General features: G+C 59.2%; 19 protein-coding genes. 13 read left to right on the plus strand and 6 right to left on the minus strand.

What is annotated here, in order from left to right; genetic code table 11:
* Positions 1–69: 69 nt before the first annotated feature.
* On the minus strand, positions 70–1,272 hold the full coding sequence (locus AC1P02_RS09470) for an acetate kinase (RefSeq protein ID WP_485185154.1): 1,203 nt from the start codon (positions 1,270–1,272) through the stop codon (positions 70–72).
* 302 nt (positions 1,273–1,574) lie between these two features.
* Here AC1P02_RS09470 and yfbV point away from each other — a divergent pair, with 302 nt between their 5' ends.
* Positions 1,575–2,015: a terminus macrodomain insulation protein YfbV gene (yfbV, locus tag AC1P02_RS09475; RefSeq protein WP_011899053.1), complete on the plus strand. Its 441-nt coding sequence runs from the start codon at positions 1,575–1,577 to the stop codon at positions 2,013–2,015.
* Positions 2,016–2,075: 60 nt separating this feature from the next.
* On the opposite strand, the gene AC1P02_RS09480 is transcribed toward yfbV, so the two are convergent.
* The 3 genes from AC1P02_RS09480 to AC1P02_RS09490 form a co-directional block, all read right to left on the minus strand.
* The gene (locus AC1P02_RS09480) at positions 2,076–2,576 is read right to left on the minus strand and encodes a YfbU family protein (protein ID WP_017412149.1); all 501 of its coding nucleotides are present in this window, start codon (positions 2,574–2,576) and stop codon (positions 2,076–2,078) included.
* Between the two features lie 444 nt (positions 2,577–3,020).
* The gene (gene bcp / locus AC1P02_RS09485) at positions 3,021–3,485 is read right to left on the minus strand and encodes a thioredoxin-dependent thiol peroxidase (RefSeq protein WP_021139757.1); all 465 of its coding nucleotides are present in this window, start codon (positions 3,483–3,485) and stop codon (positions 3,021–3,023) included.
* A gap of 22 nt (positions 3,486–3,507) precedes the next feature.
* Positions 3,508–4,041: a glycine cleavage system transcriptional repressor gene (locus tag AC1P02_RS09490; RefSeq protein WP_005311611.1), complete on the minus strand. Its 534-nt coding sequence runs from the start codon at positions 4,039–4,041 to the stop codon at positions 3,508–3,510.
* A gap of 267 nt (positions 4,042–4,308) precedes the next feature.
* Between AC1P02_RS09490 and dapA the strand changes: the two genes are divergently transcribed.
* The 3 genes from dapA to AC1P02_RS09505 all read left to right on the plus strand — a co-directional run bounded on the left by dapA (position 4,309) and on the right by AC1P02_RS09505 (position 7,560).
* On the plus strand, positions 4,309–5,196 hold the full coding sequence (gene dapA, locus AC1P02_RS09495; protein ID WP_021139756.1) for a 4-hydroxy-tetrahydrodipicolinate synthase: 888 nt from the start codon (positions 4,309–4,311) through the stop codon (positions 5,194–5,196).
* Positions 5,189–6,313: an outer membrane protein assembly factor BamC gene (gene bamC / locus AC1P02_RS09500; protein WP_088814160.1), complete on the plus strand. Its 1,125-nt coding sequence runs from the start codon at positions 5,189–5,191 to the stop codon at positions 6,311–6,313. Before dapA ends, bamC begins: the two co-directional genes overlap by 8 nt.
* Before the next feature lie 143 nt (positions 6,314–6,456).
* A complete protein-coding gene (locus AC1P02_RS09505; RefSeq protein ID WP_005311616.1) occupies positions 6,457–7,560 on the plus strand; it encodes a phosphoribosylaminoimidazolesuccinocarboxamide synthase in 1,104 nt (367 codons plus the stop codon).
* A gap of 131 nt (positions 7,561–7,691) precedes the next feature.
* Here AC1P02_RS09505 and AC1P02_RS09510 read toward each other — a convergent pair whose 3' ends face one another.
* Positions 7,692–8,294, minus strand: a complete 603-nt coding sequence (locus AC1P02_RS09510; RefSeq protein ID WP_096120109.1) for a short chain dehydrogenase — start codon at positions 8,292–8,294, stop codon at positions 7,692–7,694.
* A 97-nt stretch (positions 8,295–8,391) separates the two neighbouring features.
* Between AC1P02_RS09510 and AC1P02_RS09515 the strand changes: the two genes are divergently transcribed.
* From AC1P02_RS09515 to AC1P02_RS09530, 4 genes are all read left to right on the plus strand, one after another.
* Entirely contained in the window at positions 8,392–9,291 is a 900-nt protein-coding gene (locus AC1P02_RS09515; RefSeq protein ID WP_085941500.1) for a LysR family transcriptional regulator, read from the plus strand.
* 71 nt (positions 9,292–9,362) lie between these two features.
* The gene (locus tag AC1P02_RS09520) at positions 9,363–9,995 is read left to right on the plus strand and encodes a DUF2057 domain-containing protein (protein ID WP_096120107.1); all 633 of its coding nucleotides are present in this window, start codon (positions 9,363–9,365) and stop codon (positions 9,993–9,995) included.
* A 71-nt stretch (positions 9,996–10,066) separates the two neighbouring features.
* Positions 10,067–10,504: an HIT domain-containing protein gene (locus tag AC1P02_RS09525; protein ID WP_005311624.1), complete on the plus strand. Its 438-nt coding sequence runs from the start codon at positions 10,067–10,069 to the stop codon at positions 10,502–10,504.
* A 98-nt stretch (positions 10,505–10,602) separates the two neighbouring features.
* Positions 10,603–11,301, plus strand: coding sequence for a DUF3334 family protein (locus AC1P02_RS09530; protein ID WP_021139750.1), 699 nt, complete (start codon positions 10,603–10,605; stop codon positions 11,299–11,301).
* A gap of 69 nt (positions 11,302–11,370) precedes the next feature.
* Here AC1P02_RS09530 and AC1P02_RS09535 read toward each other — a convergent pair whose 3' ends face one another.
* Positions 11,371–12,369 (minus strand): DUF2860 family protein, encoded by a 999-nt coding sequence (locus tag AC1P02_RS09535; protein WP_034283655.1) that lies wholly within the window; start codon positions 12,367–12,369, stop codon positions 11,371–11,373.
* A gap of 207 nt (positions 12,370–12,576) precedes the next feature.
* Between AC1P02_RS09535 and arcB the strand changes: the two genes are divergently transcribed.
* The 5 genes from arcB to AC1P02_RS09560 all read left to right on the plus strand — a co-directional run bounded on the left by arcB (position 12,577) and on the right by AC1P02_RS09560 (position 22,455).
* Complete coding sequence (gene arcB / locus AC1P02_RS09540) at positions 12,577–14,889, plus strand: aerobic respiration two-component sensor histidine kinase ArcB (protein WP_096120106.1); 2,313 nt, start codon at positions 12,577–12,579, stop codon at positions 14,887–14,889.
* 55 nt (positions 14,890–14,944) lie between these two features.
* Positions 14,945–16,309: a dGTPase gene (gene dgt / locus AC1P02_RS09545; protein ID WP_096120105.1), complete on the plus strand. Its 1,365-nt coding sequence runs from the start codon at positions 14,945–14,947 to the stop codon at positions 16,307–16,309.
* Positions 16,310–16,631: 322 nt separating this feature from the next.
* Positions 16,632–16,835 (plus strand): hypothetical protein, encoded by a 204-nt coding sequence (locus AC1P02_RS09550; protein ID WP_005311635.1) that lies wholly within the window; start codon positions 16,632–16,634, stop codon positions 16,833–16,835.
* A gap of 147 nt (positions 16,836–16,982) precedes the next feature.
* Positions 16,983–21,263, plus strand: coding sequence for an ATP-binding protein (locus tag AC1P02_RS09555; RefSeq protein WP_485185163.1), 4,281 nt, complete (start codon positions 16,983–16,985; stop codon positions 21,261–21,263).
* A complete protein-coding gene (locus AC1P02_RS09560) occupies positions 21,244–22,455 on the plus strand; it encodes an EAL domain-containing response regulator (protein WP_058393629.1) in 1,212 nt (403 codons plus the stop codon). Before AC1P02_RS09555 ends, AC1P02_RS09560 begins: the two co-directional genes overlap by 20 nt.
* Positions 22,456–22,487 lie beyond the last annotated feature (32 nt).

Genomic DNA, 22,487 nt, shown 5'->3' on the forward strand with positions numbered 1-22,487 from the left:
TAATACCCCTTGTTCATTTTTTGGGATCAGGAAAAGGCCGCCCTGGGGCGGCCTTGCTCTACAGCGAATTTATGCGCCGACCAGTTCCAGCGCGTCGTGGGCAATGACCCACTCCTCGTTGGTCGGGATAACCAGGGCCTTGGTAGAACCAGCCTTGGTGATCTCGCCACCTTTGCCGAAGCGGGCAGCCAGGTTGGCGTCGTGATCGACGTCGAAGCCCAGCAGACCCAGCTTGTTCAGGGTGATTTCACGGATCGGAGCGGAGTTTTCACCGATACCACCGGTGAAGACCACGGCATCCAGACGACCGTCCATGGCGGCGGCGTAGGCGCCGATGTACTTGGCCAGGCGATAGCAGTAAACATCCATGGCACGCTTGGCTTCTTCTTTGCTGTCGTAGTTGTCTTCAACGAAACGGCAGTCGGAAGTCACTTCGGTCAGACCCTGCAGGCCGGACTCTTTGGTCAGCATGGTGTTGATATCCGCCACGCTCATGCCCAGCTTGTCGTGCAGGAAGAAGATGATGGCCGGATCCAGATCGCCGGAGCGGGTACCCATGACCAGGCCTTCCAGCGGGGTCAGACCCATGGAGGTATCAACGGATTTGCCGTTCTTGATGGCGCAGACGGAACCACCGTTGCCCAGGTGGCAGTTGATGATGTTCAGCTCGTCAACCGGCTTGTTCAGCTGCTTGGCGGCTTCTAGGCTGATGAAGTAGTGGCTGGTGCCGTGGGCGCCGTAGCGACGGATGCCGTTCTCTTTGTAGAGTTTGTACGGCAGGGCGTACAGGAAGGCTTCTTCCGGCATGGTCTGGTGGAAGGCGGTGTCGAACACGGCCACGTTCTTGTCGGCCAGGGCCGGGAAGATACGACGTGCTTCACGGATACCGATCAGGTGAGCCGGGTTGTGCAGCGGTGCATAAGGTACGGCGGCTTCGATGCCGGCGATGACGTCATCACAGATCACAACGGAGGAGGTGAAGCGCTCACCACCGTGAACAACACGGTGACCAATGGCGATCAGATTCTGGGACAGTTCCGGATTGAGCGGCAGGATCTTGTTGACGATGTAGTCCAGCGCTTCCTGGTGAGCGGCGCCAGCGCCCAGATCGGCACTGCCTTTCTCGCCATTCAGTTTCCACTTGATGCGGGCGTCGTCGAGGTTGAAACACTCGGCCAGGCCGGACAACAGGTCATCACCGGTGGTTGCGTCAATGACAGCAAACTTCAGGGACGAGCTGCCACAGTTAAGTACAAGAACCAGCTTACTCATGAATAAATCCTATCGCAGATTGGGTTGTGTAGGAGGATGCGTTGGACGCGTTGCGTCCAAAAACTTTCAACTTATCCTTATGAGGGTTGGCAATCTGTTGCTTGCCCCTTGTATAGTGATACAAGACCCGAAATCCAGACGTCCCTGACAGCTCAACGGCAGGCCGTTGGTGCAAAAATTGGGCGTACAAAGGATAACTCGATTGTTGAAAAATAACAAAGTCATCCTCAACCTTTGTTATTGTGCATCAAATATAGTCGAGGTTTTGCCGTTAATACGTTCAAAAAAAGCTCGGAGGTAGCATGAGCATGAACATTTTTGGAACTAAGTTACAGCAAGGCCGTCATTATATGACCCTTTGGCCCCGCCGTCCCGAGCTTAATTCCATGTTTCCGGAGAATCGGGTGATCAAGGCCACCGAATTCGCCCTCAAGATCATTCCGGCGCTGGCGGTGCTCAGCGTCATGCTGCAGTTCCAGCTCGGTGAGCTGCACTACTGGCCTTCCGTCATGACATCCGTGCTGTTTCTGCTCAGTCTGCCGCTGCAAGGTTACTACTGGCTCGGTCAGCGTGCCGATACCCGTCTGCCTCCCTCCCTTGCCAGCTGGTATCGCGAGATCAACGGCAAGATGAATGAGCAGGGGAGTCATCGCCAACTGGTGGCCCAGCCCCGTTACGAAGAGCTGGCCGATACCCTCAATGCTGCTTTCAAGCAGCTGGACAAATCTTTTCTCTACGAATAGGCGAACAAGGTTTTCCAATCAGACAAAGGCGCCCAGAGGCGCCTTTTCCATCTATGTCGATCAGGCCGCCAATACTTTGCGGATCTCCTGGATGGAGAGCTTGTATTGACGGGGGCACTGGCGCCATACGGTCAGCATGCGCTGGTACTTGTCGCGCATGGCAATGTCGCTCGAAAGCTCGTCACATGGGCACTTGAGCTCGGGGAAGCGCTTGTCCACTTCCAGCAGGAAGCAGACGTAGTCGGCCAGCTCCCGCTCCTGGCTGCGGCTGTAGCCGTTGAATTCCAGCCGGCTGGCGGTGATTTCACTCTGATCGGCCCCATCAAGATTGCCCCAGGAGATGGCCAGCGCATGGTGCAGTTCCAGGGTGTCGATCACCTCCTGACAGGTGGCAAGATCCAGATGACCGAAGCTCTTCTCCAGTTCGAGGATCTGCAGGCAGTAGCCGCGGGCTATGATGGTGCTTGCCCGCTGGTAAGACGCCGCTTTCTCCGGATTGAGTTTGGCCAGGATCTCGTACTGGTTGCTCAGGATCAGGCGTTCGGTGTGGCTCATGTTCATGGGCTTTTCTCACTGGAAAATGAAACTGGGGTCACGTTAACCCATATCTCAGATGAATTTTTTGATCTGGCAGGGGAGGTTGGTGAGAAAGCCGGATCGGGAAATCAAAACGGAGCGGTTTCTGGTTAATTAAAAGCAGCTGTTGCGTGCTTGCATTGCTGCTCGAGCTGGTAACAATAAAGGAGTCATCTGGCTTGTGCCCGGATGACTCGCCACCAAGGCACCCCACACAGGTGCATGCCAGACCATCACAAACATGACTCCATCGCTGTGGCTACAGGTCCTGGCAGACGGGGCAGCGAAAACGGGGCCGCCAAGATGGCGACCCGGCCTTGACTCATCAGGTGATGCCATCATCACACTGTTGATCTCGGCAAGCGAGACAAGCGAAGGGCCTGCAGTTGCAGGCCCTTTTTGCATGGTGTGTTTTATATGTCTTCGGGCTCAACCCTTGATGAGGTCGAGCACCACCTGATGGTGGTCGCTGGTCTTGAACTTGTCGAAGCGGTGGACGACCTTGCCCTCTTCATCGATGAGGAAGCTCAGACGGTGAATGCCGTCATACTCCTTGCCCATGAACTTCTTCGGGCCCCAGACGCCAAAAGCATCGGCGACGGCGTGATCTTCATCGGCCAGCAGGCGGAAGTTGAGGCTGTCGCGCTCCTCGAACTTCTTCAGGCGCTTGGCCGGATCCGGGCTGATGCCGAGCACCACCACGCCCCGGGCGGCCAGCTCGCTATTGACGTCACGCAGACCGCAGGCCTGGGTGGTGCAGCCCGGGGTCATCGCCTTGGGATAGAAATAAATGAGCACTTTCTTGCCGCGCAGGTCGGATAGACGAACCGGATTGCCATCCTGATCTGACAGGGAAAAGTCGGGGGCCAGGGTGCCAGCGGATAAAGGTTGCATGGATTCTCCTTGGGGTTGGTCGTCAGGCGTGTTTGTTGTTGACGATGAATTCGAACGATTCGGCGCCCAGTTCACGACAGAATCCGGCGAAGGCCGTATCCGAACCGGCTGCTTCTCCCTGCTTGGCCAGATTGAGCTGGAAGCTTGCCTTGAGCAGGTTGTAGGGCTGTTGCTCCAGCGTCATGGTCTGCATGGCCTGGATGTCCCAGCCGTGGTCGCTGAAGAACTGGGTGCACTGGCTTACGATGCCAGGCTGATCCCGGATCAGGATCTCGGCGTTGGCGCTGATGTCGTATTGCAGCGAATGGTGGCGCTCGGTGCGCTTCATCATGGTGATGAGCTCCCACTCCTGGCTGCGCAGGGGCAGGCTTATCTCGAGTTGCATCAGGCTGTTCCAGTCACCGGACAGCAGCATGATGAAGGTGAATTCATTACCGAAGATACCAAGACGGCTATCGACAATGTTGCAGCCACACCCACTGACGTGGCGAGTGACTTCATTGACGATGCCAGGCCTGTCCGTGCCTATGGCCGTTACGACCAGGTAGTGAGTCATAAATCTTCTCTCGTCCATTAGCTGGTTGTGAATGTGAGTACAGCGGGAGCGCTCTGGCCACTCTCTGCACTCTGACATGACAACCTTGTTGAGAATGTTGTTGCGGCGAGCCCTGCCTGTGGTGGTCACGACCACGATTTGGCGCATGCTGTTGCGCTCGCGCACAGGGTTTTGTGCCGGATGGTATCATGGCTTGCCCCCTGCCTCCCTTGTTTTTCCAAGGGGGCAGCTTTACCATAACGCCCCTGAAAATCGGGAGAAATATCCATGTTACGCGGTAGTCTTGTTGCGCTCGTTACCCCCATGCTGGCTTCAGGTGAAGTCGACTGGGCCAGTCTGGCCACCTTGGTCGATTATCATGTCAGCGCGGGCACAGCCGCCATCGTTGCGGTTGGTACCACAGGGGAATCGGTGACCCTGAGCGAGCAGGAGCACATCGCCGTCGTGGAAAAAACCGTGGAACTGGCCGCCGGACGCATTCCCGTCATCGCCGGTTGCGGATCCAACAATACCGCCCATGCCATCGCCCTTGCCAAACGATTCGCCGAAACGGGCGTGGTGGCGGGTCTCTCGGTTACCCCTTATTACAACAAACCCACCCAAGAAGGCCTCTATCGTCACTATTGTGCGATCGCCGAGGCTAGTGGTCTGCCCCAAATTCTTTATAATGTGCCCGGTCGCACTTGTTGCGATCTCAAACCGGAGACGGTAGCCCGGTTAGCCAGGGTACCCGGCATCATAGGTCTGAAAGAGGCCACCGGGGATCTGAGCCGTACTCCGCTGCTGCGTGAGCTGTGCGGAGAGGAATTCGCGCTTTATAGTGGCGATGATGCCAGTGGATGTGATTTTATGCTGCAAGGGGGAGACGGAGTCATTTCGGTCACCACCAATATTGCAGCGGCCCAGATGGCCGACATGTGTCGTGCTGCGCTGGCCGGTGATGCCGGGCAGGCGCATGACATCAACAATCGATTGATGCCGTTGCATCAGACTCTGTTCTGCGAACCGAGTCCCATCCCGGTGAAGTGGGCCTGCGCCCGACTGGGATTGATTGCGACGGCGACCTTGCGTCTGCCGCTTACCGACCTCACCCCAGAGGGCGAACAAGCGATGACGCGAGCACTGACGACTGCGGAGTTGATGGCGAGTGTTTAAAGCAAATGGAAAGGGAAATGCAGTGCGCCTGGTGCTGAGTGTAGCGACCGTTGCCGTGTTGGCAGCCTGTAGTTCACCCCAGGATCGCAAGATGGCCAACCGTGGTTTCGAGTACGAGGATGCCCGCCTTGAAGGTCGTGCGTTTCTGGTGCCGTCCGGGTTGAGTACCCCCGCCTTTAACAGCAATTTCGACATCCCGGCATTGCCAGAGAGCAGCCGTGACGGTGCTCTTGGCGCCAAGATCGATGTGCGTCCGCCTGCCCAGCTGCTGACAGTGGTACCGGGCAGCCAGGTCGTGCCCAATGCCAGCGAACCCACAGTGGCCTTCTATGCCCTGAGTACCAATCAGAGTGTGGAGCGCGATACCTGGGCCTTCCTGATGAACTTCCTGGCCCAGTACAAGGTGACCACAGAGAAGCTGGATCAGCAGGCTGGCGTCTTGCAGACCGGCTGGTTTGACAACACCAAGGCCCTCGATGGCTGGAGTGAAGAGGATGATGATTTCAACATCCGCCAGCGTTACCAGTTCACAGTGCGCAACGATGCCCAGCGTCATGCTGTCAACATGTCGGTGCGGGTGCTGGATCACGAAGAGACCATTGATGGCGAGACCACCAATGTGTTGACGCCAGCCGATGCCCAGCGCTACGCGACCCGCGCCCTGAACCAGTTCTCCCTCTATTACGACAAGCAGCTCAAGTCCCGCGAGCAGCACAAGGCCAACGATGGCATGGGCTTGCAGCTGGGTCTGGACAACAATGAGCTGAGTGCCTGGATTGCTGACGGTTCCTTTGATCTGGTCTGGCGTCGCCTCAATCAGGTGCTGCCGGCCTATGGTTTCACCATCAAGGATACCCAGCAGTCACTGGGCTGGATCGACGTCGAATACGACGAACCGGGCAGCGATTTCTGGAAAGCCAAGGGTGGCGAGCCGTTCAAGCTGGAAGAGGAGAAGTATCGCTTCCAGTTGGGCGAGATGGCGGGGGGCAAGACCTCCATCACCCTGTTCGACAAGGACAAGAAGCCAGTGGCGTCCGGCGTCATCTCCCAGATGTATATCAGCCTGTCCGAGGCCTTTGCCAAGGGCTTGGCTGACCAGGCAGCAAAAACAGAATAGAAACAGGGGCCTAGTGCCCCTGTTTTGTTAGGTTAATCCCCCTGTAAATACAGGGTTTGATGCGCTTGATATGTTAACCCCCCAGAAACAGGGGCCTGGTGCCTCTGTTTTATTCCTCCCACAAACAGGAAGTGTTATTAGCCATGAGTCTTGCAGATCAAGTATTGGCGGTGAATGACGATTTGCCGATCCGTACCGATAAACCTGTCCATTCCGGCAAAGTGCGCAGCGTCTACTGGTTGACCCCCGAAGACAGTGCCCGGCTCATAAAAGAGAAAGGCTATGATGTGCCTGCCGATGCGCCGCTCGCCCTCATGGTGATCAGCGACCGCATCTCGGCCTTCGACTGCATCTGGCAAGGTGTCGACGGGCTGAATGGCGTACCGGGCAAAGGAGCTGCACTCAACGCCATCTCCAGTCACTGGTTCAAGCTGTTCAAGGAGAAGGGACTGGCCGACAGCCACATCCTGGATATTCCGCACCCCTTCGTCTGGATCGTGCAAAAAGCCCGCCCCGTGATGATCGAAGCGATCGCCCGCCAATACATCACAGGTTCCATGTGGCGTGCCTACAAGGATGGCGAGCGTGAGTTCTGCGGCATCACCCTGCCAGAAGGGCTCAAAAAGGATCAGAAGTTGCCGGAGATCCTTATCACTCCCTCCACCAAGGGTGTGCTGACCGGGCTGGATGGCGTGCCGGAAGCCGATGACGTCAACGTCTCCCGCGCCGATATCGAACGCCACTACCAAGGCTTCAACTTCAGCAAACCGGCTGACATCGATCGCTACGAAGTACTGCTCAAAGAGGGCTTCAACGTCATCAGCGATGCGTTGGCCTCGCTGGATCAGATCTTCGTCGACACCAAGTTCGAGTTTGGCTATGTCCAGGATGCGGCTGGCAACGAGAAGCTGATCTACATGGATGAAGTGGGTACCCCCGACAGCTCCCGCATCTGGGATGGCGCGGCGCTGCGTGATGGCCAGATCGTCGAGAAGTCCAAAGAGGGTTTCCGTCAGTGGCTGCTCAACCACTTCCCGGATCCGGACATCCTGCTCAACAAGAACCGCATGCCGGAACGCTTCGCCCTGGCCAAAGGCAACAAGCTGCCCACCGAAGTGATGATGGATATCTCCAACACCTACGTCGGGATCGCCGAGAAGATCATCGGTCACCCGCTGGTGCGCTCCGCCAATCCAAAGCAGGAGATCATCGAGGTGCTGCGGGATCAGTACGGTCTGATCGACTAAGGGTTGCCGCCTTTTTTTGTCATCGGAAAACAAACGTTTGCCGGTTGTAAAAGGCACAAGCCGACCAACAGACGGGCCCCAGTGCGGGGCCCGTTTTTATTGCTGGTCTGGCGGCAAGAGGGTGGCGGCTATTAGCCGTTGACCTTGAACACCTGCCCGGTCTGCACGCCCAGCACGGATTTCTGATAGGCCAGTGCCACTTTGGCGGCGGGCACCGGCACGAAGCCCGGGAAGAAGTCTGCGTATTTGTCCATCGACTCGGTCAGCACGGTCGGGCTCACCACATTGATGCGCAAGCCCTTTGGCAGCTCGCAGGCGGCGGCCTTCACAAAGTGCTCGATGGCGCCATTGATGGTGGTCGCACTGACCCCCCAGTTGATGGGTTCCTCGCTCAAAATACCGCTGATCAGGGTGATGGAGCCCTTGTCATTCAGATAGGGAATGGCGGCGCGGGTCAGGTTGATCTGGCCCATCAGCTTGCTCTGGAGCCCTACTTGCCACTGCTCGTCGGTCATCTCGGTCAGACCGTTGAAGGCCACGCTGCCGCTGGCGACGACCAGCGCATCGAACTGGCCCACCTGGGCAAACAGCGCCTTGATGGAGGCGGGATCGCGCATGTCGACAGTGGCATCGCCACGGCTGTGACCGACCCGGATCACCTGATGGTCCTTGGCAAGCAGTTCACTGACCGCAGAGCCGACGGTGCCGGAGGCACCCACAATCACAATCTTCATCTGTTTCACTCCTGGTTGGGATAGGTCGATTCTAGCGCGATGAAACGGGGGAAAAAGCGCGTAAAATAAACTCATTGTTTCCATATTGGAGCTAATGATGGATATCGCCCATTTGGCCAGCTTTTACGAGGTGGTGCAGCGAGGCAGCTTCTCTGCCGCTGCCGATGTGCTGGGGGTGAGCAAGGGGATGTTGAGCCGCCATGTCAGCGCCCTGGAAGCCGCTCTCAATGCCCAGTTGTTGCAGCGCACTACCCGCCGGCTCAGCCTCACCGAGGCGGGCAAGACCCTCTATTTGCAGACGGGGCAGATCTTCGCGCTAGTCCGACAGGCGGAAGAGGATATCCAGGCACTGACCGAGGAGGATGCTGGCCGCTTGCGCTTTACCTGTGCGGTCAGCACAGGGGATCGCATGGTGAGCGAGCTGCTTGGCCATTTTGCAGTGCTCTGCCCGGGTGTCGAGGTCGAACTCAACTTCACCAATGCCATGGTCGATATGAGTCAGGGGGAGAACGACATAGCGCTGCGCGCCATGAGCAGCATCCCCGACAACCTGGTGGCGTTGCCACTCGGTCAGCTCAAGGACGTGGTGGTGGCAAGCCCCGCTCTGCTGGTGCGGGAAGGGATTCCAGCCACCCCCTATGAGCTGAGTAGCCGCCCCTGCCTGTTGCAGGGGAGCAACCCCGCCTGGGAGCAGTGGCACTTTCGCAGAGGAGAGGAAGAGGCCCACATTCTGGTGCAAGGCAAGGTGCGGGCCAATCACTACAGTACCGTACTGCAACTTGCACGTGCTGGCATGGGGTATGCCAAGTGCCCTCTGATGCTGGTGGAGCCCGCGCTGGCCGCGGGAGAGCTGGTGACCGTGCTCGACGGGTGGCAGAGTGGCCTGCATCAGCTCCATGTACTGCACGCCCAGCAGCGGCGGGTGCCACGCAAGATCCGGTTGTTCAAGCAGGTGCTGGCCCAGTGGTTTGCCGAGCGGCCCCGCTACTTGCTCTGACCGGCGTTATTTTTCTGTCATCTTCGGCTGCTACCCTGCGCCCATCGTAGCGATCAGGAAGATGAGCGAGCATGAAGAGTTATCAGAAGTGGAGTGGTTTGACACTGCTTTGGTCGGCGCTGGGCATGAGTACGGCGCAGGCCGCCGTCGAGGTGGTGGTGCCACCGGATTTCCAGATCCTGGCGGTCAGTGCGGGCAAGCTGCAAGATGAGCAGCACGCTACCCTAGCGGATGGGGAGCAGCAGTTGCTGGTGCGATATGAGGGGGTGATCCCGAGTCGCAATAGCAGCGAGAACGATCGTCAGGTGCGATCCGATCCCCAGGTGGTGCGCTATCAGGCCAGCAACCAGCGCTTGACGCTGGTGGCCCAACAGCCAGCCGATGAGCAGGCGATGGTGGCCTATGCCAAGGCGCCAGTTGTGACGCTGCAGGCCAATGGTCAGGCGCTCGATACTCAGCAGGATGCACTGATGACCAGCGGCATGCTGATCGGTATGGACTGGCGAGCCCGGCTCGAGGAGTACAACCGCAGCGGTGGCAAGGCCGCGTTGACGATGGCCGGAGCGGTAACCACAGTGGCAGCGGGCAAGGCTGTGCCTGCTGTGGCAACCAGCGAACTGGAGGGGCGGTTGCAGCAACTCTTCTTGCAGGCGGACCCGGAGCTTCGCAAGCGCTTCGTCGGCTGGGCCGTGCCGCGACTTTAAGTTTGCAGCCCGTTGCAGTAACGTGGGGGCTCTCATCGTGCATAGCGCCCACCTTATCCAACGAGGTCTTCATGTTTGAATTGCACACTCGCCTGCAGGCGGATACCCAGCTGCTCGGGGATCTGCCGCTTTGCCGTGTCCTGCTCGCCAAAGACAGCCAGTATCCCTGGCTCATCCTGGTGCCACGGGTAGACAACTTGCGCGAGATCCACCATCTGGCGCCCGCTCAGCAGCAACAGCTGATGCAGGAGTCCTGCGCCGTCGCCACCCTGATGGAACAGGCCCTCAGCCCGGACAAGATCAACATCGGGGCGCTGGGCAATCTGGTGCCGCAACTGCATCTGCACCATGTCGCCCGCTTCACCACGGACAAAGCCTGGCCCGGCCCCATCTGGGGGGCTCACCCCGCTTTGCCATATGACCCGCAGGCCTTGCGAACCCAAGCCGATAGCTGGCGTGCCCGGCTTGCCCATCTGGCCGGTTTCATCCCGCTTTGCGTTGATAATTGAGTCAAGTGAGAGGCGGCTCGCTATTTCAGAGCTCAAGCCGCGCTATCTGTTAGAGTTATGGTATAGATAAGCCCATTTTCGATGTTCAGGAAGGTCCCATGATAGTGACAAGAGCCGACAACGACGCCGTATTGACCACAGAGGATGTGTTGCTGAGTCTGTGCCATTCGGTCACGGGGGTATTGAGTGCGGCGACCCAGAGTCAGGTGCGTTTCTCCGGCATGGTGCAGCGCATCAGCAAGACCTGCCTCAAGCCGGATATCGGCTGTTTCGTGCTGTTCGACGGTGGTTTCTCCGGCCTGGTCGTGATCAACTTCTCCGCCTCTGCGGCCATGGAGCTGTACGAGAGCTACATGCTCAGCATGGGCCTCTCCAAGGAAGATCTCGCCATCTCCCACACTTCGGACGAGGTGAGCAACGTCATGGGCGAGTTGATGAACCAGATCGTCGGCAGTTTCACCGTCAAGGTGGGCCGTGATCTGCAGACTCACATTACCCAGAACCAGCCGAAAATGCTGGCGCTGAACAAGCAGGTGATGCTGAGCGTCGACACCAACCTCGACAACCCGGAAGCACGCCGGGTTACCTTCTTCACCTCCCGCAACAACATCTTCTATCTGGAGCTGGCGATGGACAGGACAGAGTTCATCCGCATTCACAGTGATGGCATGGACGAAGAGGAGCTGGATCCGGATGCGCTGATCGCCCAGACCAAGCTGGCGGCATCCAAGCCGACGCCGGTTGCCGCCAAGGCGGCCAATGAGCACGACGATCTGCTCGATTCGCTCGGTATCTGACGTCAGCCCCGCGCACAAATGCCAAGGCCACCCCATGGGGTGGCCTTGTTGTTGCTGGGATGGACCGGTTTAGAAGTTGTAGAGCAGGCCGGTGCTGACGCGGGTGGCCTGACTGTCGTAGAAGCTGATGTCGGAGTTGGCGGTGGAGTAGGCTGCGGTAAAAGTGGCGGCGAGATCCTTGACGCCGAACAGACTGTGCCAGAAGAAGGTGCCGTTGATGGCAAACTCGTTTGCATCGGCGCTCTGGCCGAAGATGGGATTCGCCTCGTCATAGTTGCGCTTGCCGGCATAGACGTTGCTGACGATGGACCACTGGGGACCACGCTTGGCGTAGGTCAGCTGCAGACCCGTGTTCTTGAAGCTCTCGGCACTGCCATCAAGCCTGGCCTGCTTGTAGAGGATCGCGGGCTCCAGCAGCTGGTTGCCGCCAAAGTGCCACTGATAGGAGATCTCCATGTCGTGCACCTTGCCGTTGCGATCCAGCATGGAGGCATAGTGGGTGCCGTGGGTCAGGTCATACTGCTGCCCACTGCGCTCTTCATCCAGATCCACTTCCCGGCTGGTGAGGCTGCCGTGGAAGTTGCTGCCCCAGATCTTGTCCCAGGTGAAGCGAACCCCTTTTGATTTCACATCGGTGGAGCTGCGATCCACATTGGTGGCGAAGGGATCGCTCCACAGCTCGACCGGCATGGCGTTGAACACCAGGGAGGTGGCGACGATTCCCTTGTCGCCCATCTCTTGGCGCAGACCCAGCTGCTGGGTGAAGTCGAAGCGGATCGCATCCTGGATCAGGTTGCCGAGAAACACCTGGGTACGGGTGTCGGCAAAGGTGTAACGGATGTCGGCGTTGATGAGAGGAGTCAGACCGCTTTCGCTGTCGGGAGAGCCGAGGTCATTGATGCGGCTGTTGCTGTCATCGCCTGCATAGAAGTTGGACTTGTAGCTGACGGCGTTGACCCCGCCCAGCAGGAAACCGGACCAGCCGGACTGCTTGGGGATCTCCCCCAGATCGGCGTGTGCGGCATTGGCTGCCAGCAGGCCAAGACTCAGCAGGGTGAGAGTGCGCATCGGTAAGACTCCTGAAATAACAAGCTGTTGGATGAAATGGCTCGGGATGATAGGACAGCAAGCTGAACTGCGGCTGACTGAGTCCACCAACGCATGCTATCCCAGTTGGCAGATGGCGTTAATCAATAATTAATAGCGTGACGGCACAAGAGTTCGGCGCGCCGTGCTGGTATTCTGTTCGGCGAATATCGGGGAGAAAACAACAAGATGAAACAAATCAAATCCTGGGCGCAATATTACGTCGATCTGATGACCAAGCTGGGTCTGGTGCGCTTCAGCATGTTCCTGGCGACGGGCATCATAGTGCTGGCCGTCTCCATCCAGATGGGGGTAACCCTGTTTCTGCGCGGCACCGTGGACATAGTCGACCTGGTGCGCTCCGTCTTCTTCGGCCTGCTGGTGACCCCCTGGGCCGTCTATTTTCTCTCCATCGTCGTGGATCAGCTGGAGGATTCCCGCCAGCGACTGACCCGCATGGTGCGCAAGCTGCAAGACATGCGCGAACGGGATCTGGAACTCAACAGCCAGCTGCAGGAGAACATCAGCCGCCTCAACGCCCAGATTGCCGAAACCAACCGGGCCGAGACACTGCGCCAGCAAGCGATCGAGGATCTGGAGAACGAGGTGTTCCAGCGCGAAAAAGCCCAGTTGCACCTGGGCGAGCGTACAGCTTTGCTGCGCTCCTTCATCGACTGTTCCCCCGATCTGGTCTACTACCGCAATGAAGACGAGCAGTTCTCCGGCTGCAATCGCGCCATGGAGGAGCTCACCGGCAAGGTGGAAGCCGAGCTCATCGGGCTGACCCCGTTCGATGTCTACAAGCAGGAGATTGCCAACAAGGTGGTGGAGACCGACAAACAGGTCTTTACCAGCAACGAGCCGCTCACCTATGAGCAGTGGCTGGAATACCCGGATGGTCGCAAGGCCTACTTCGAGCTGCGCAAGGTGCCTTTCTTCGATCGCTTTGGCAAACGGCTCGGCCTGCTCGGCTTTGGCCGCGACATCACAGAGCGCAAGCAATATCAGGACAAGCTGGAGAAGGCGAGCCGCGACAAGACCACTTTCATCTCCACCATCAGCCATGAGCTGCGCACTCCGCTCAACGGCATAGTGGGCCTCAGTCGCATGCTGATGGATACTCCCCTCGACCCCCGGCAGCATCAGCAGCTCAAGACCATCCACCTGAGTGCCGTGACCCTGGGCAATATCTTCAATGACATCATCGATCTGGACAAGCTGGACCGGCGCCGGTTGGAGATAGCGCCGACCCCCATCGACCTGCCTGCCTTCCTGGACGAGCTGGAGACGCTGTCGCGCATCCAGGCGGAGCAGAAGGGGCTTTATCTGCATTTCGATCGGGATGGCGACATGCCGCAGTTCGTGATGGCCGATGGCACCCGCCTGCGCCAGGTGCTGTGGAATCTGGTGGGCAATGCGGTCAAATTTACCGATGAGGGCGGCGTGACTGTGCGTTGCCTCTCCCATGCGGCCGATGTGCCGGGCAAGTTGGCACTGCACTTCGAGGTGGAGGATACCGGTGTCGGCATACCTCGCGCCCAGCAGGAGAAAATTTTTGCCATGTACTATCAGGTGCAAGGCAAGAAGCACGCCACCGGCACCGGCATTGGTCTGGCGGTCTCCCGCCAGCTGGTGCAGGCCATGGGTGGTCAGCTCTATGTGGACAGCGACCCGGGTGAAGGATCCTGCTTCACCGCCGAGCTGGAGGTGGATTGCGTCGAACCTCAGGTGGCCACCTCCGAGCAGGAGATGCCGACCCTCGACATCCTGCTGGTGGAAGACGTGGAGCTGAACGTGACAGTGGCCTGCGCCCTGCTCAACAAGCTGGGGCATGAGGTCAAGGTGGCCCGGGACGGCGCCCAGGCGCTGGCCATGGCCAATCCCGATGACTTTGACCTGATCCTGCTCGACATTCAGCTGCCGGACATGACCGGCTTCGATGTGGCGGCCCAGTTGCTGGCGCGCTACGGCGACAGTTTGCCACCCATGGTGGCGCTCACTGCCAATGCCACCGGCGATCGCCAGTATTATCGGGATCGCGGCCTGCAGGATGTGATTAGCAAGCCGCTGGGCTCCCGGGCGGTGCGCGAAGTGATTGGTCACCTGTTTGCGGATCTGGCCGACGATGAGGCCGACGAGCAAGCTGATGCAGGCAATCAGGATGCGCTGCTGGACCTGGCCTTCCTCACCGATTATGCCGATACAGTGGGCAAGCCGGTGCTGCTCTCCAGCGTCGAACTGTTCGAGAAGATGATGCCGGACTACATGGCGGTGCTCGACTCCAACATGATTGCCAAGGATCAGGCTGGCGTGGTGGAAGAGGCGCACAAGATCAAGGGAGCGGCCGGTTCCATCGGTCTGCGCCGGCTGCAACAGCTGGCCCAGCTGATCCAGAGCCCGGATCACCCCGCCTGGTGGGAGAACGTGGAGGACTGGATAGAGTCGCTGCGCCGCGAGTGCCCGGGTGACATAGCCCGGCTGAAGCGCTGGCTGCTCTCCTGAGCCTGTCTGCCGCCTCATTACGTTGCCGCTTCAGGCAGAGAAGGAGATGAATAATATGTATCAGCGCCTGATCCCGTCACTGCGCAGTCACCCCTGGGGTGAGGAAGACTTGCTTGAGGCGACCGAGCTGGATCGTGCCCGCATCGTACAGGCGGCACCGGTGCGTCGGTTGCAACAGAAGACCCAGGTTTTCCCGCTCGATGTGAAGGCCTCGGTACGCAGCCGTCTGACCCATTCGCTGGAGGTGCAGGAGACAGGCCGCCAGATCAGCCGCCGCATTCTGGCGGCACTGCCCGCGGGCTCGGTGTGCGAGGGGGCCTTCATCAATCTGGTGGAGATGTCATGCCTGCTGCACGATGTCGGCAACCCGCCGTTCGGCCACTTTGGCGAACAGGTGATGAGCCAGTGGCTGGTACAGGAGCTGGATACCCTGTTCGCTGCTGCTCTTGGCCAGACGCCCAGTCCGCAGTGGGCTGAGCTGCGCCAGGATCTGCTGGTGTTTGACGGCAATGCCCAGAGTCTGCGGTTGGTGCACAGTCTGCATGAGCTGAACCTGACCCTGGGGCAGCTGGCCGCCCTGTGCAAGTATCCGCAACAACCCCTACCGGGACTTCATTACGGCCAGCATCACGGCTGGACCAGCAAGCGCGGCATTTTCTTCAGTGAGCAACCTCTCTACCGTTCCCTGAGCCAGAGCCTGGGGCTGGCACCCGGTTGCCGCCACCCGCTGGTCTACATCATGGAGGCGGCTGACGACATCTCTTACTGCATCGCCGATCTCGAAGATGCGGTGGACAGACGCATTCTCAGCCTGAGCGAGCTGCAACAGGCGCTGCGTCTGGCCGATGAAGGCAGCTACATGGCCGGACTGCTGGCGGATGCCACCGCTTCGGACAGAGGCTTCTTCCCCCATTTTCGCCAGCATCTGACTCACGACTTGATCGCGCTGGCCGCCCACACCTATGTGAGCGAGCACGAGATCATACTGAGCGGTGCCTATCCCCAGGCGCTGCTGCACGGTCAGGCTCCGGCGGCCATGGTGCTCGACACCCTCAAGCAGGTGGCTCGCGAGCAGGTTTTCATGCGCCCCGAGGTCGAGGCGCTGGAGCTCGAAGGCTATGCCGCCTTGCGCGGTGTGCTCTCTACCTATGCCTGCCTGCTGGCATTGCCCGCCAGTCAATTCGAGCGCCTGCTGGCCGGGCAGGGGGGCAGCGAGCTCTTCTTCGCCCGTCGCCTGTTTCACCGCTTGTCGGCCCGTCATCTCAAGGCATACCGGCTGGCCGTGGCCAGCAGGGATCCCCGTTTCGACAGCGGTGCAGAGCAGGAGTGGTACTACAGGGTGCGGCTGCTGCTCGACTATGTCAGCGGCATGACGGATACCTATGCGCTGGAAGAGTTCCGCTTGCTGTCCGGGATCTGATACGCCCGCGAGAAGGGCAGAAATGAACGCGCGCAGGCATTGATAGATGACTCACCACCCATATGGGGGTGAGGTTATTGTATAAAATTCGGTCTTTTTTTAGACTGTGGCAACTTGTTCAACTTTCACTTGGTAAGGAGACGAATATGCAACATTCAATGCTAAACGTTGCGTCCGATCGCTGCATTGGCAGCGCGAAGACTCGTGCTCTTTTTTTACCGCGTGGAGGAAACAGGTAACCCCTGTCTTTTTATCACCCGCGGTTGTCCCGCAGGGTGATCTCTTCTCTCCGGGAGAACCGCACGTTCAACTGGAGAATATCATGTCTATCGAACTGGCTCTGCTGCGCACTGTCGAATCCCTGGTTCAGAAACGGATCACCCGGCTGGAGCGCCGCATCAGCTACCTGCACCTCTCACCTGCCTTGCTGAAAGATATCGGCCTGGAAGGGCAAAATGTGCAGATCGCCCACATCCGTGAGCAGGAATATCAAACCGGCTTCCGACTTGGGAATCGAATAACCTGACAAGAAGGGGCTTGGCCCCCTTCTTGCAAGAAAATGGCAGGCTTGGGCCTGCCATTTTTGTATCCGGTTGAGTTTGATTACGAATTTTCATTCGCACATTTTGCCAAAATCCCTATTATCGCTCTCCGATCTGTTCAGGAGTTATCCATGTTGCGTCTTTGCTATCGCGCCTTCCTGCTGTGCTGGCTTGCCTGCTGGGGCCATTTGGCTGTGGCACAAACCAGTCTGGACAAGGACCGGCTGGGGCTGTCTGAGCGCCTGTGGCTCGCCTCGCGCAGCGATCTGGTTGTCGGCATGCCCTCTGTGGCCTGGCCCCCTTACGTCTATGCCAATAGCCGGGGGGGGTTCAGTGGTCCGCTGGATGATTTTGCCTCTCTGGTTGCAGGTCGGCTGGGGCTGACGCTGCGCTACAAGACCTATCCCTACTACGCTGGTGCCCAGCAAGCGCTGCTTGATGGCGAGGTCGACATGCTGATCGGCGTGACCCCCAGTGCCTCGCGGCAACAGAAAATGCGGTTTACCTCGGATCTCATGGGACTGCCCCGCGGTGTGCTGTTGGCGAAGGGGAACGACACCCTCTCCCTGGCGGCGGCTCGTCAATTACGCTGGGTGTGTGAACAGGGATTCAACTCCTGTGAGGACCTTGAGAAGCTGGGCATGGACCAGCTGGCGCAGGCAGACAGCAGCGACGAGGCCGTCTTCATGGTGAAAAAGGGGTTGGCAGACGCCTATCTGGCCGATCTGCCTGCCTTGGTTCGCTTGCAACGCCTGCAGCAGCAGGCCGGCCTGAAAGTGATCACTCCGGACTGGGTGACGGATACCTCGCTGGCCATGGCAGTGGGACCCAATAATCAGGGACTGCTGGAACTGCTGGAGCTGGCGCTCAACGACATCCCCCTTGAGGATCGGCGCCGCATTCTGGAGACGGGGGGCATAGTCGACTATGAACTGGCTCATGGCCCTCGCCAGATTATCTTCAACCAGAGCGAGCTGAATTGGCTGGCCTTGCATCCCACGCTCAAGTTCGGCGTTGCACCTGACTGGCCAGCGGTGAGCGAGATCGACGGTGCGGGTCAGCTCAAGGGTTTCATCGCCGATCTGCTCAAGGTGATGAGCACCCGGTCCGGTCTCAAGTTTACTCTGGTACCGACCAGCAGCTGGACCGAAACCCAGGCGCTGTTCCAGGCGCGCAAACTGGATTTCATTCCGGCCATGACGCCGACGCCCGAGCGCCGCCAATTCTCTCTGTTTACCCCTGAGTACGCCTTCATCCACAGAGTGATCGCGGCCAGACAGGGGGTGGCTGAGCTTGAGGATCTCAATCAGCTCAAGGGGCACAAGGTCGGCATAGTCGGTGGTTCTGTGGAGGAACTGGTGCTCAAGGAGGTGGGAGCCTATCCGGTGACGGTCAGCAGTGATACCAGGCTGTTGCCCCTGCTCGATCAGAATGAGGTCGATTATGTGCTGATGAGCATGACAACGCTGCAACTGGCGTTGCAGAAGGGATTCAACAACCGCTATCAGGTGGTCTTCTCCGGCAACGAGTTGCGAGTGCCCGTTGCCATGGCGGCTCATCAGCAAGATCCCATGTTGCAGCAGATCCTGACCAAGGTGTTGCTCTCCATCCGGCCTGACGAGTTGTCGAGGCTGGAACAGAAGTGGCTCTCCCTCACCATCCAGACCGGCATCAACCCGGCGACCGTGTTGCTCTGGTCCTCTTTCGGTATGGGGGCCTTTCTGCTCTGCGTGCTGTTATTCATGGGCTGGAACCGCACGCTGCGTCGCCAGATAGTCCAGCGCCAGCTGGCCGAGCGCAAATTGAACGAGCAGCTGACCTTTGTGCAGACTCTGCTCAACTCCCTGCCCAACATGGTGGCACTGCGTGACCGGGAGCAGAGCATCACGCTGTGCAACCAGGCTTATCGGGATGCTTTCCTTGGTGCCTGCGTGGGCGATGAGTGTATCGATCTTGACGGCATGCCGCCCCAGGAGCGTGAGCGGGTGCTCAAAGAGGAGCAGGATGTGTGGCACAGCGGCAAGCAGCTGGAAGGGGCTGGTTACAGTCGCCGCCAGGATGGCACCCTGTTTCACGTCATCTATGCCAAGCGCCCCTACCGCTCACCGAGCGGCGATATGCTGGGTGTACTGACGGTGCTCACCGATGTGACCCGTATCAAGGAAGCCGAGGCGCGGGCCCGCAAGGCGGAGACCCGGCTCACCCAGATCACCGACAGCATGCCAGGTATTGTATATCAGTACCTGTGGCAGGGGCCGGGCCAGGGGCGCTTCCTCTATGCCTCGCAAGGGGCGAACGAGATCCTGGGGGCCAGCCAGCAGGAGATGCTGTCGGCGGAGTCCGGGGGCGAGGTGTTCGGCTTTACCGAAGAGGCGCTGCAGGATTTTGTCAGCAAGGTCGCCAACCACGCCGAGACACTGGCACCGCTCGACCTGGAGGTAAAGGTAGAGCGCCCTGAGGGGGATCGCTACCTGCAGGTGCGCGGCAGTTTCGTGCCGCAGGAAGAGGGGAATCTGATCCTCAACGGCGTGATCCAGGACATTACGGCCCTCAAGCGTCAGGAGCATGAGCTGAGGGAAGCGCGCGCCTATGCGGAGCAGGCGATGCAGGTGCGCAGCCGTTTCCTCGCCACCATGAGCCACGAACTCAGAACCCCCATCTCCGGCATGCACGGCATGCTGGAGCTGCTGCAGATGAGCGAATTGAATGAAGATCAGCGTTACATGCTGCGCAACGTCATCACCTCAACCAACAACTTGCTCTATCTGGTCAACGATGTGCTCGACTTTTCCAAGATAGAGGCTGGCCAGCTGCAACTGCATTATCAAGCCTGCCGTCTCGCCTCCGTGATCTGTGACGTGATCCGTGGTCATGCCACCCTGGCCCATGGCAAGGGGCTCAAAGTGACACTGGATTGGGCGCCAGACGTGCCGGACCAGGCGCGTATCGACGCTGTGCGGGTGGGACAGGTGCTCTCCAATCTGCTCAACAATGCGGTCAAGTTCACCGAGCGGGGGGAGATCCGCATCCAGGTCAGTTATCGCGCCGAGCAACTGCTCATCGCTGTCAGTGATACCGGTATCGGCATTGCCGAAGCGAAGCAGGATCGCCTGTTTACCCCATTCGAGCAGGTGGAATCCGACATAAATCGACGCTTTGGCGGCACAGGGCTGGGGCTGGCCATCTGTCATCAGCTGGCCCAGAAAATGGGAGGCAGCCTGGCCCTTGAGAGCAAACCCGGCCAGGGAACCCGCCTGACGTTCAGCTTTCCGTTGACCGAGAGTCGATGGGATGCACCTGCGCTGGCGGGCCAAGAATGGTGGCTGTTTGGCGAGGATGCCGCCTTGCAGTCTGCCATGCAGCGGCTGGGGGCCAGGCTGAATCGTCTGGATCCTCAGCAGTGGCAACAGCCACTGAGTGGCTTGCTGTTCGCGGAGGAGGGCTGGCTGGAACAGGCCTTGGGCAGCGATTGGCTGACACGTTTACAGCAATCCGCGCTCAAGGGCATTGTGCTCTCCCCGCTGGAGGCACTGCGCGGTCGCATGGGATCGGATGCCTGGTGGCGCCTGGGCCAATCCCCGCTCTATCCGGATCTGTTGCTGGAAACCTGCCATCAGCTGCTGGGAGAGAAAGCGATCAATCCGGTCGAGGCCCATACGGCCAAGTTGCAAGGACGCGTGCTGGTGGCCGATGATCATCCCATCAACCGTGCCCTGCTGGCCCGCCAGCTCGCCATTCTGGGGGTGGATGCCGAGGTGGTGGATGATGGCGAGAAGGCGCTGCGCACCTGGCAGGGGCAAGATTTTGCCTTGCTGCTCACCGATTGCCACATGCCGGTGATGGATGGCTATACCCTGACGCGGACCCTGCGAGGGCAGGGGGAACAGGCGCCCATCATTGGCGTCACGGCGGATACGTCAGAAGAAGCCAGTCTGCAGATGCAGGAGGCCGGCATGAACGACATGCTGTTCAAGCCTTACACCCTGGATACCTTGCGCCAGATGCTGGAGGACTGGTTGCCGGTCGCCGCACCGGTCGCCGAGGTGATACCGGCGCCTGCCGAACCCGCTGCGGATCTGGGGGCATGCTGGATCTCGCTGTTTGGCGATGAGGCGGTGGCCCGCAGCATGGCGCGGGAGTATCTGGATTCCAACCGCCAGGATAGTGATGACATGATGCAGGCATTGGCCCGTCAGGATACGTATGCTCTGGTAGAGACTGCGCACCGCATCAAGGGGGCTGCCCGCATGGTAGGACAGCTACCATTGGCAGAGGAAGCTGCCCGACTCGAAGCGGCGGCCCGACTGAAACAGCTGGAAGAACTCACCGAGTTGAGCCAGACAGTACAGGCGCTGATGAACTCTATAACACGCGAAATTGGACTATGGCTCGATGAACAAGACACAGCATGAGTTGGCGATCATGGTGGTGGAAGACCACGCGTTTCAGCGCAAGGCACTGATGCACCAGATCCGTGGGCTCGGTTATACCTCGCTGTTGGAGGCTCAGGATGGCGTGGAGGCACTGGCAATGTGTCAGCGCCATCAGGTCGACATTCTGTTTTGCGATCTGCGCATGCCAGGCATGGATGGCATGGCGTTGCTTCGCCGTCTGTCCCTCGGGGGTTTTCGTGGCGGTATCATCCTCTCCAGTGCACTGGAAGATGACGTGGTCGAGGCCGTGTTGCGGATGAGCGCCGCCTATGGCCTGCAGGTGCTTGGGCGCATCGAAAAGCCCTCCAGCCAGCAGCAGATCAGCCAGTTGATCGGCGCCTGGCGCCCACAGCAGGAGCGGGCCCAGGAGGAAGATGGCCACAGCCTGACGCTGGATGAGCTGAGCCGGGCATTGGAGCAGGATCAACTGCTGCCCTGGTATCAGCCCAAGGTGAGTTTTGGCTCGGGGCACTGGGTCGGCATGGAGGCGCTTGCCCGTTGGCAGCACCCGGACTACGGCCTCATCTCGCCGGTGCGCTTCATTCCCCTGGCGGAGAACAACGGCCTCATCGATCAACTGACCGAGGTGATCATCAGCAAGTCGCTGCGTGACGGTCATCTGTGGGAGCAGACAGGTCTCTCCCTCAATCTGTCGATGAACCTCTCAACCACCTCCCTCATCGAGGGGGATCTCTGCAATACCCTGATCAACCAGTGTCAGCGCTGGAGCATCAACCCCGAGCTCATCACCCTGGAGGTGACCGAAAGCTCGTTCGTCAAGGATCTGGGCAAGTCGCTGGAAGTGCTGACCCGGCTGCGGATGCATGGCTTTGGCCTCTCCATCGATGATTTCGGGACTGGCTACTCCTCCATGCAGCAGCTGGCGCTGCTGCCCTTCACCGAGCTCAAACTGGATCGCTCTTTCGTCGATCGCTGCTATGAGGACCCCTCTCGCTTGGCCATAATAGAGTCAAGTATCGAACTGGCCCGCAAGTTGGGACTCAAGTCGGTCGCCGAAGGGGTAGAGGATGAATTGACCTGGCGGCTGCTGGCCAGATTGGGGTGCGATGTGTGTCAGGGCTTCTTCTCCGCCCGGCCCATGCCGCGGGATGAATTGATGGGGTGGCACGACACCTGGCGCGAACGGTTACCCGGCCTGATCGGGGACTGAACGCCAGGCGGCATGCCCGCAGTTGAACAAGG

This window comes from Aeromonas sp. TS_SC_11 (assembly GCF_057318915.1).

What these genes read in the sequence shown, in the direction of transcription:
- AC1P02_RS09470 (WP_485185154.1), bottom strand. Translation starts at nt 1,272, where the DNA reads ATGAGTAAGCTGGTTCTTGTACTTAACTGTGGCAGCTCGTCCCTGAAG.
- yfbV (WP_011899053.1), top strand. Translation starts at nt 1,575, where the DNA reads ATGAGCATGAACATTTTTGGAACTAAGTTACAGCAAGGCCGTCATTAT.
- AC1P02_RS09480 (WP_017412149.1), bottom strand. Translation starts at nt 2,576, where the DNA reads ATGAACATGAGCCACACCGAACGCCTGATCCTGAGCAACCAGTACGAG.
- bcp (WP_021139757.1), bottom strand. Translation starts at nt 3,485, where the DNA reads ATGCAACCTTTATCCGCTGGCACCCTGGCCCCCGACTTTTCCCTGTCA.
- AC1P02_RS09490 (WP_005311611.1), bottom strand. Translation starts at nt 4,041, where the DNA reads ATGACTCACTACCTGGTCGTAACGGCCATAGGCACGGACAGGCCTGGC.
- dapA (WP_021139756.1), top strand. Translation starts at nt 4,309, where the DNA reads ATGTTACGCGGTAGTCTTGTTGCGCTCGTTACCCCCATGCTGGCTTCA.
- AC1P02_RS09505 (WP_005311616.1), top strand. Translation starts at nt 6,457, where the DNA reads ATGAGTCTTGCAGATCAAGTATTGGCGGTGAATGACGATTTGCCGATC.
- AC1P02_RS09510 (WP_096120109.1), bottom strand. Translation starts at nt 8,294, where the DNA reads ATGAAGATTGTGATTGTGGGTGCCTCCGGCACCGTCGGCTCTGCGGTC.
- AC1P02_RS09515 (WP_085941500.1), top strand. Translation starts at nt 8,392, where the DNA reads ATGGATATCGCCCATTTGGCCAGCTTTTACGAGGTGGTGCAGCGAGGC.
- AC1P02_RS09520 (WP_096120107.1), top strand. Translation starts at nt 9,363, where the DNA reads ATGAAGAGTTATCAGAAGTGGAGTGGTTTGACACTGCTTTGGTCGGCG.
- AC1P02_RS09525 (WP_005311624.1), top strand. Translation starts at nt 10,067, where the DNA reads ATGTTTGAATTGCACACTCGCCTGCAGGCGGATACCCAGCTGCTCGGG.
- AC1P02_RS09530 (WP_021139750.1), top strand. Translation starts at nt 10,603, where the DNA reads ATGATAGTGACAAGAGCCGACAACGACGCCGTATTGACCACAGAGGAT.
- AC1P02_RS09535 (WP_034283655.1), bottom strand. Translation starts at nt 12,369, where the DNA reads ATGCGCACTCTCACCCTGCTGAGTCTTGGCCTGCTGGCAGCCAATGCC.
- arcB (WP_096120106.1), top strand. Translation starts at nt 12,577, where the DNA reads ATGAAACAAATCAAATCCTGGGCGCAATATTACGTCGATCTGATGACC.
- dgt (WP_096120105.1), top strand. Translation starts at nt 14,945, where the DNA reads ATGTATCAGCGCCTGATCCCGTCACTGCGCAGTCACCCCTGGGGTGAG.
- AC1P02_RS09550 (WP_005311635.1), top strand. Translation starts at nt 16,632, where the DNA reads ATGTCTATCGAACTGGCTCTGCTGCGCACTGTCGAATCCCTGGTTCAG.
- AC1P02_RS09555 (WP_485185163.1), top strand. Translation starts at nt 16,983, where the DNA reads ATGTTGCGTCTTTGCTATCGCGCCTTCCTGCTGTGCTGGCTTGCCTGC.
- AC1P02_RS09560 (WP_058393629.1), top strand. Translation starts at nt 21,244, where the DNA reads ATGAACAAGACACAGCATGAGTTGGCGATCATGGTGGTGGAAGACCAC.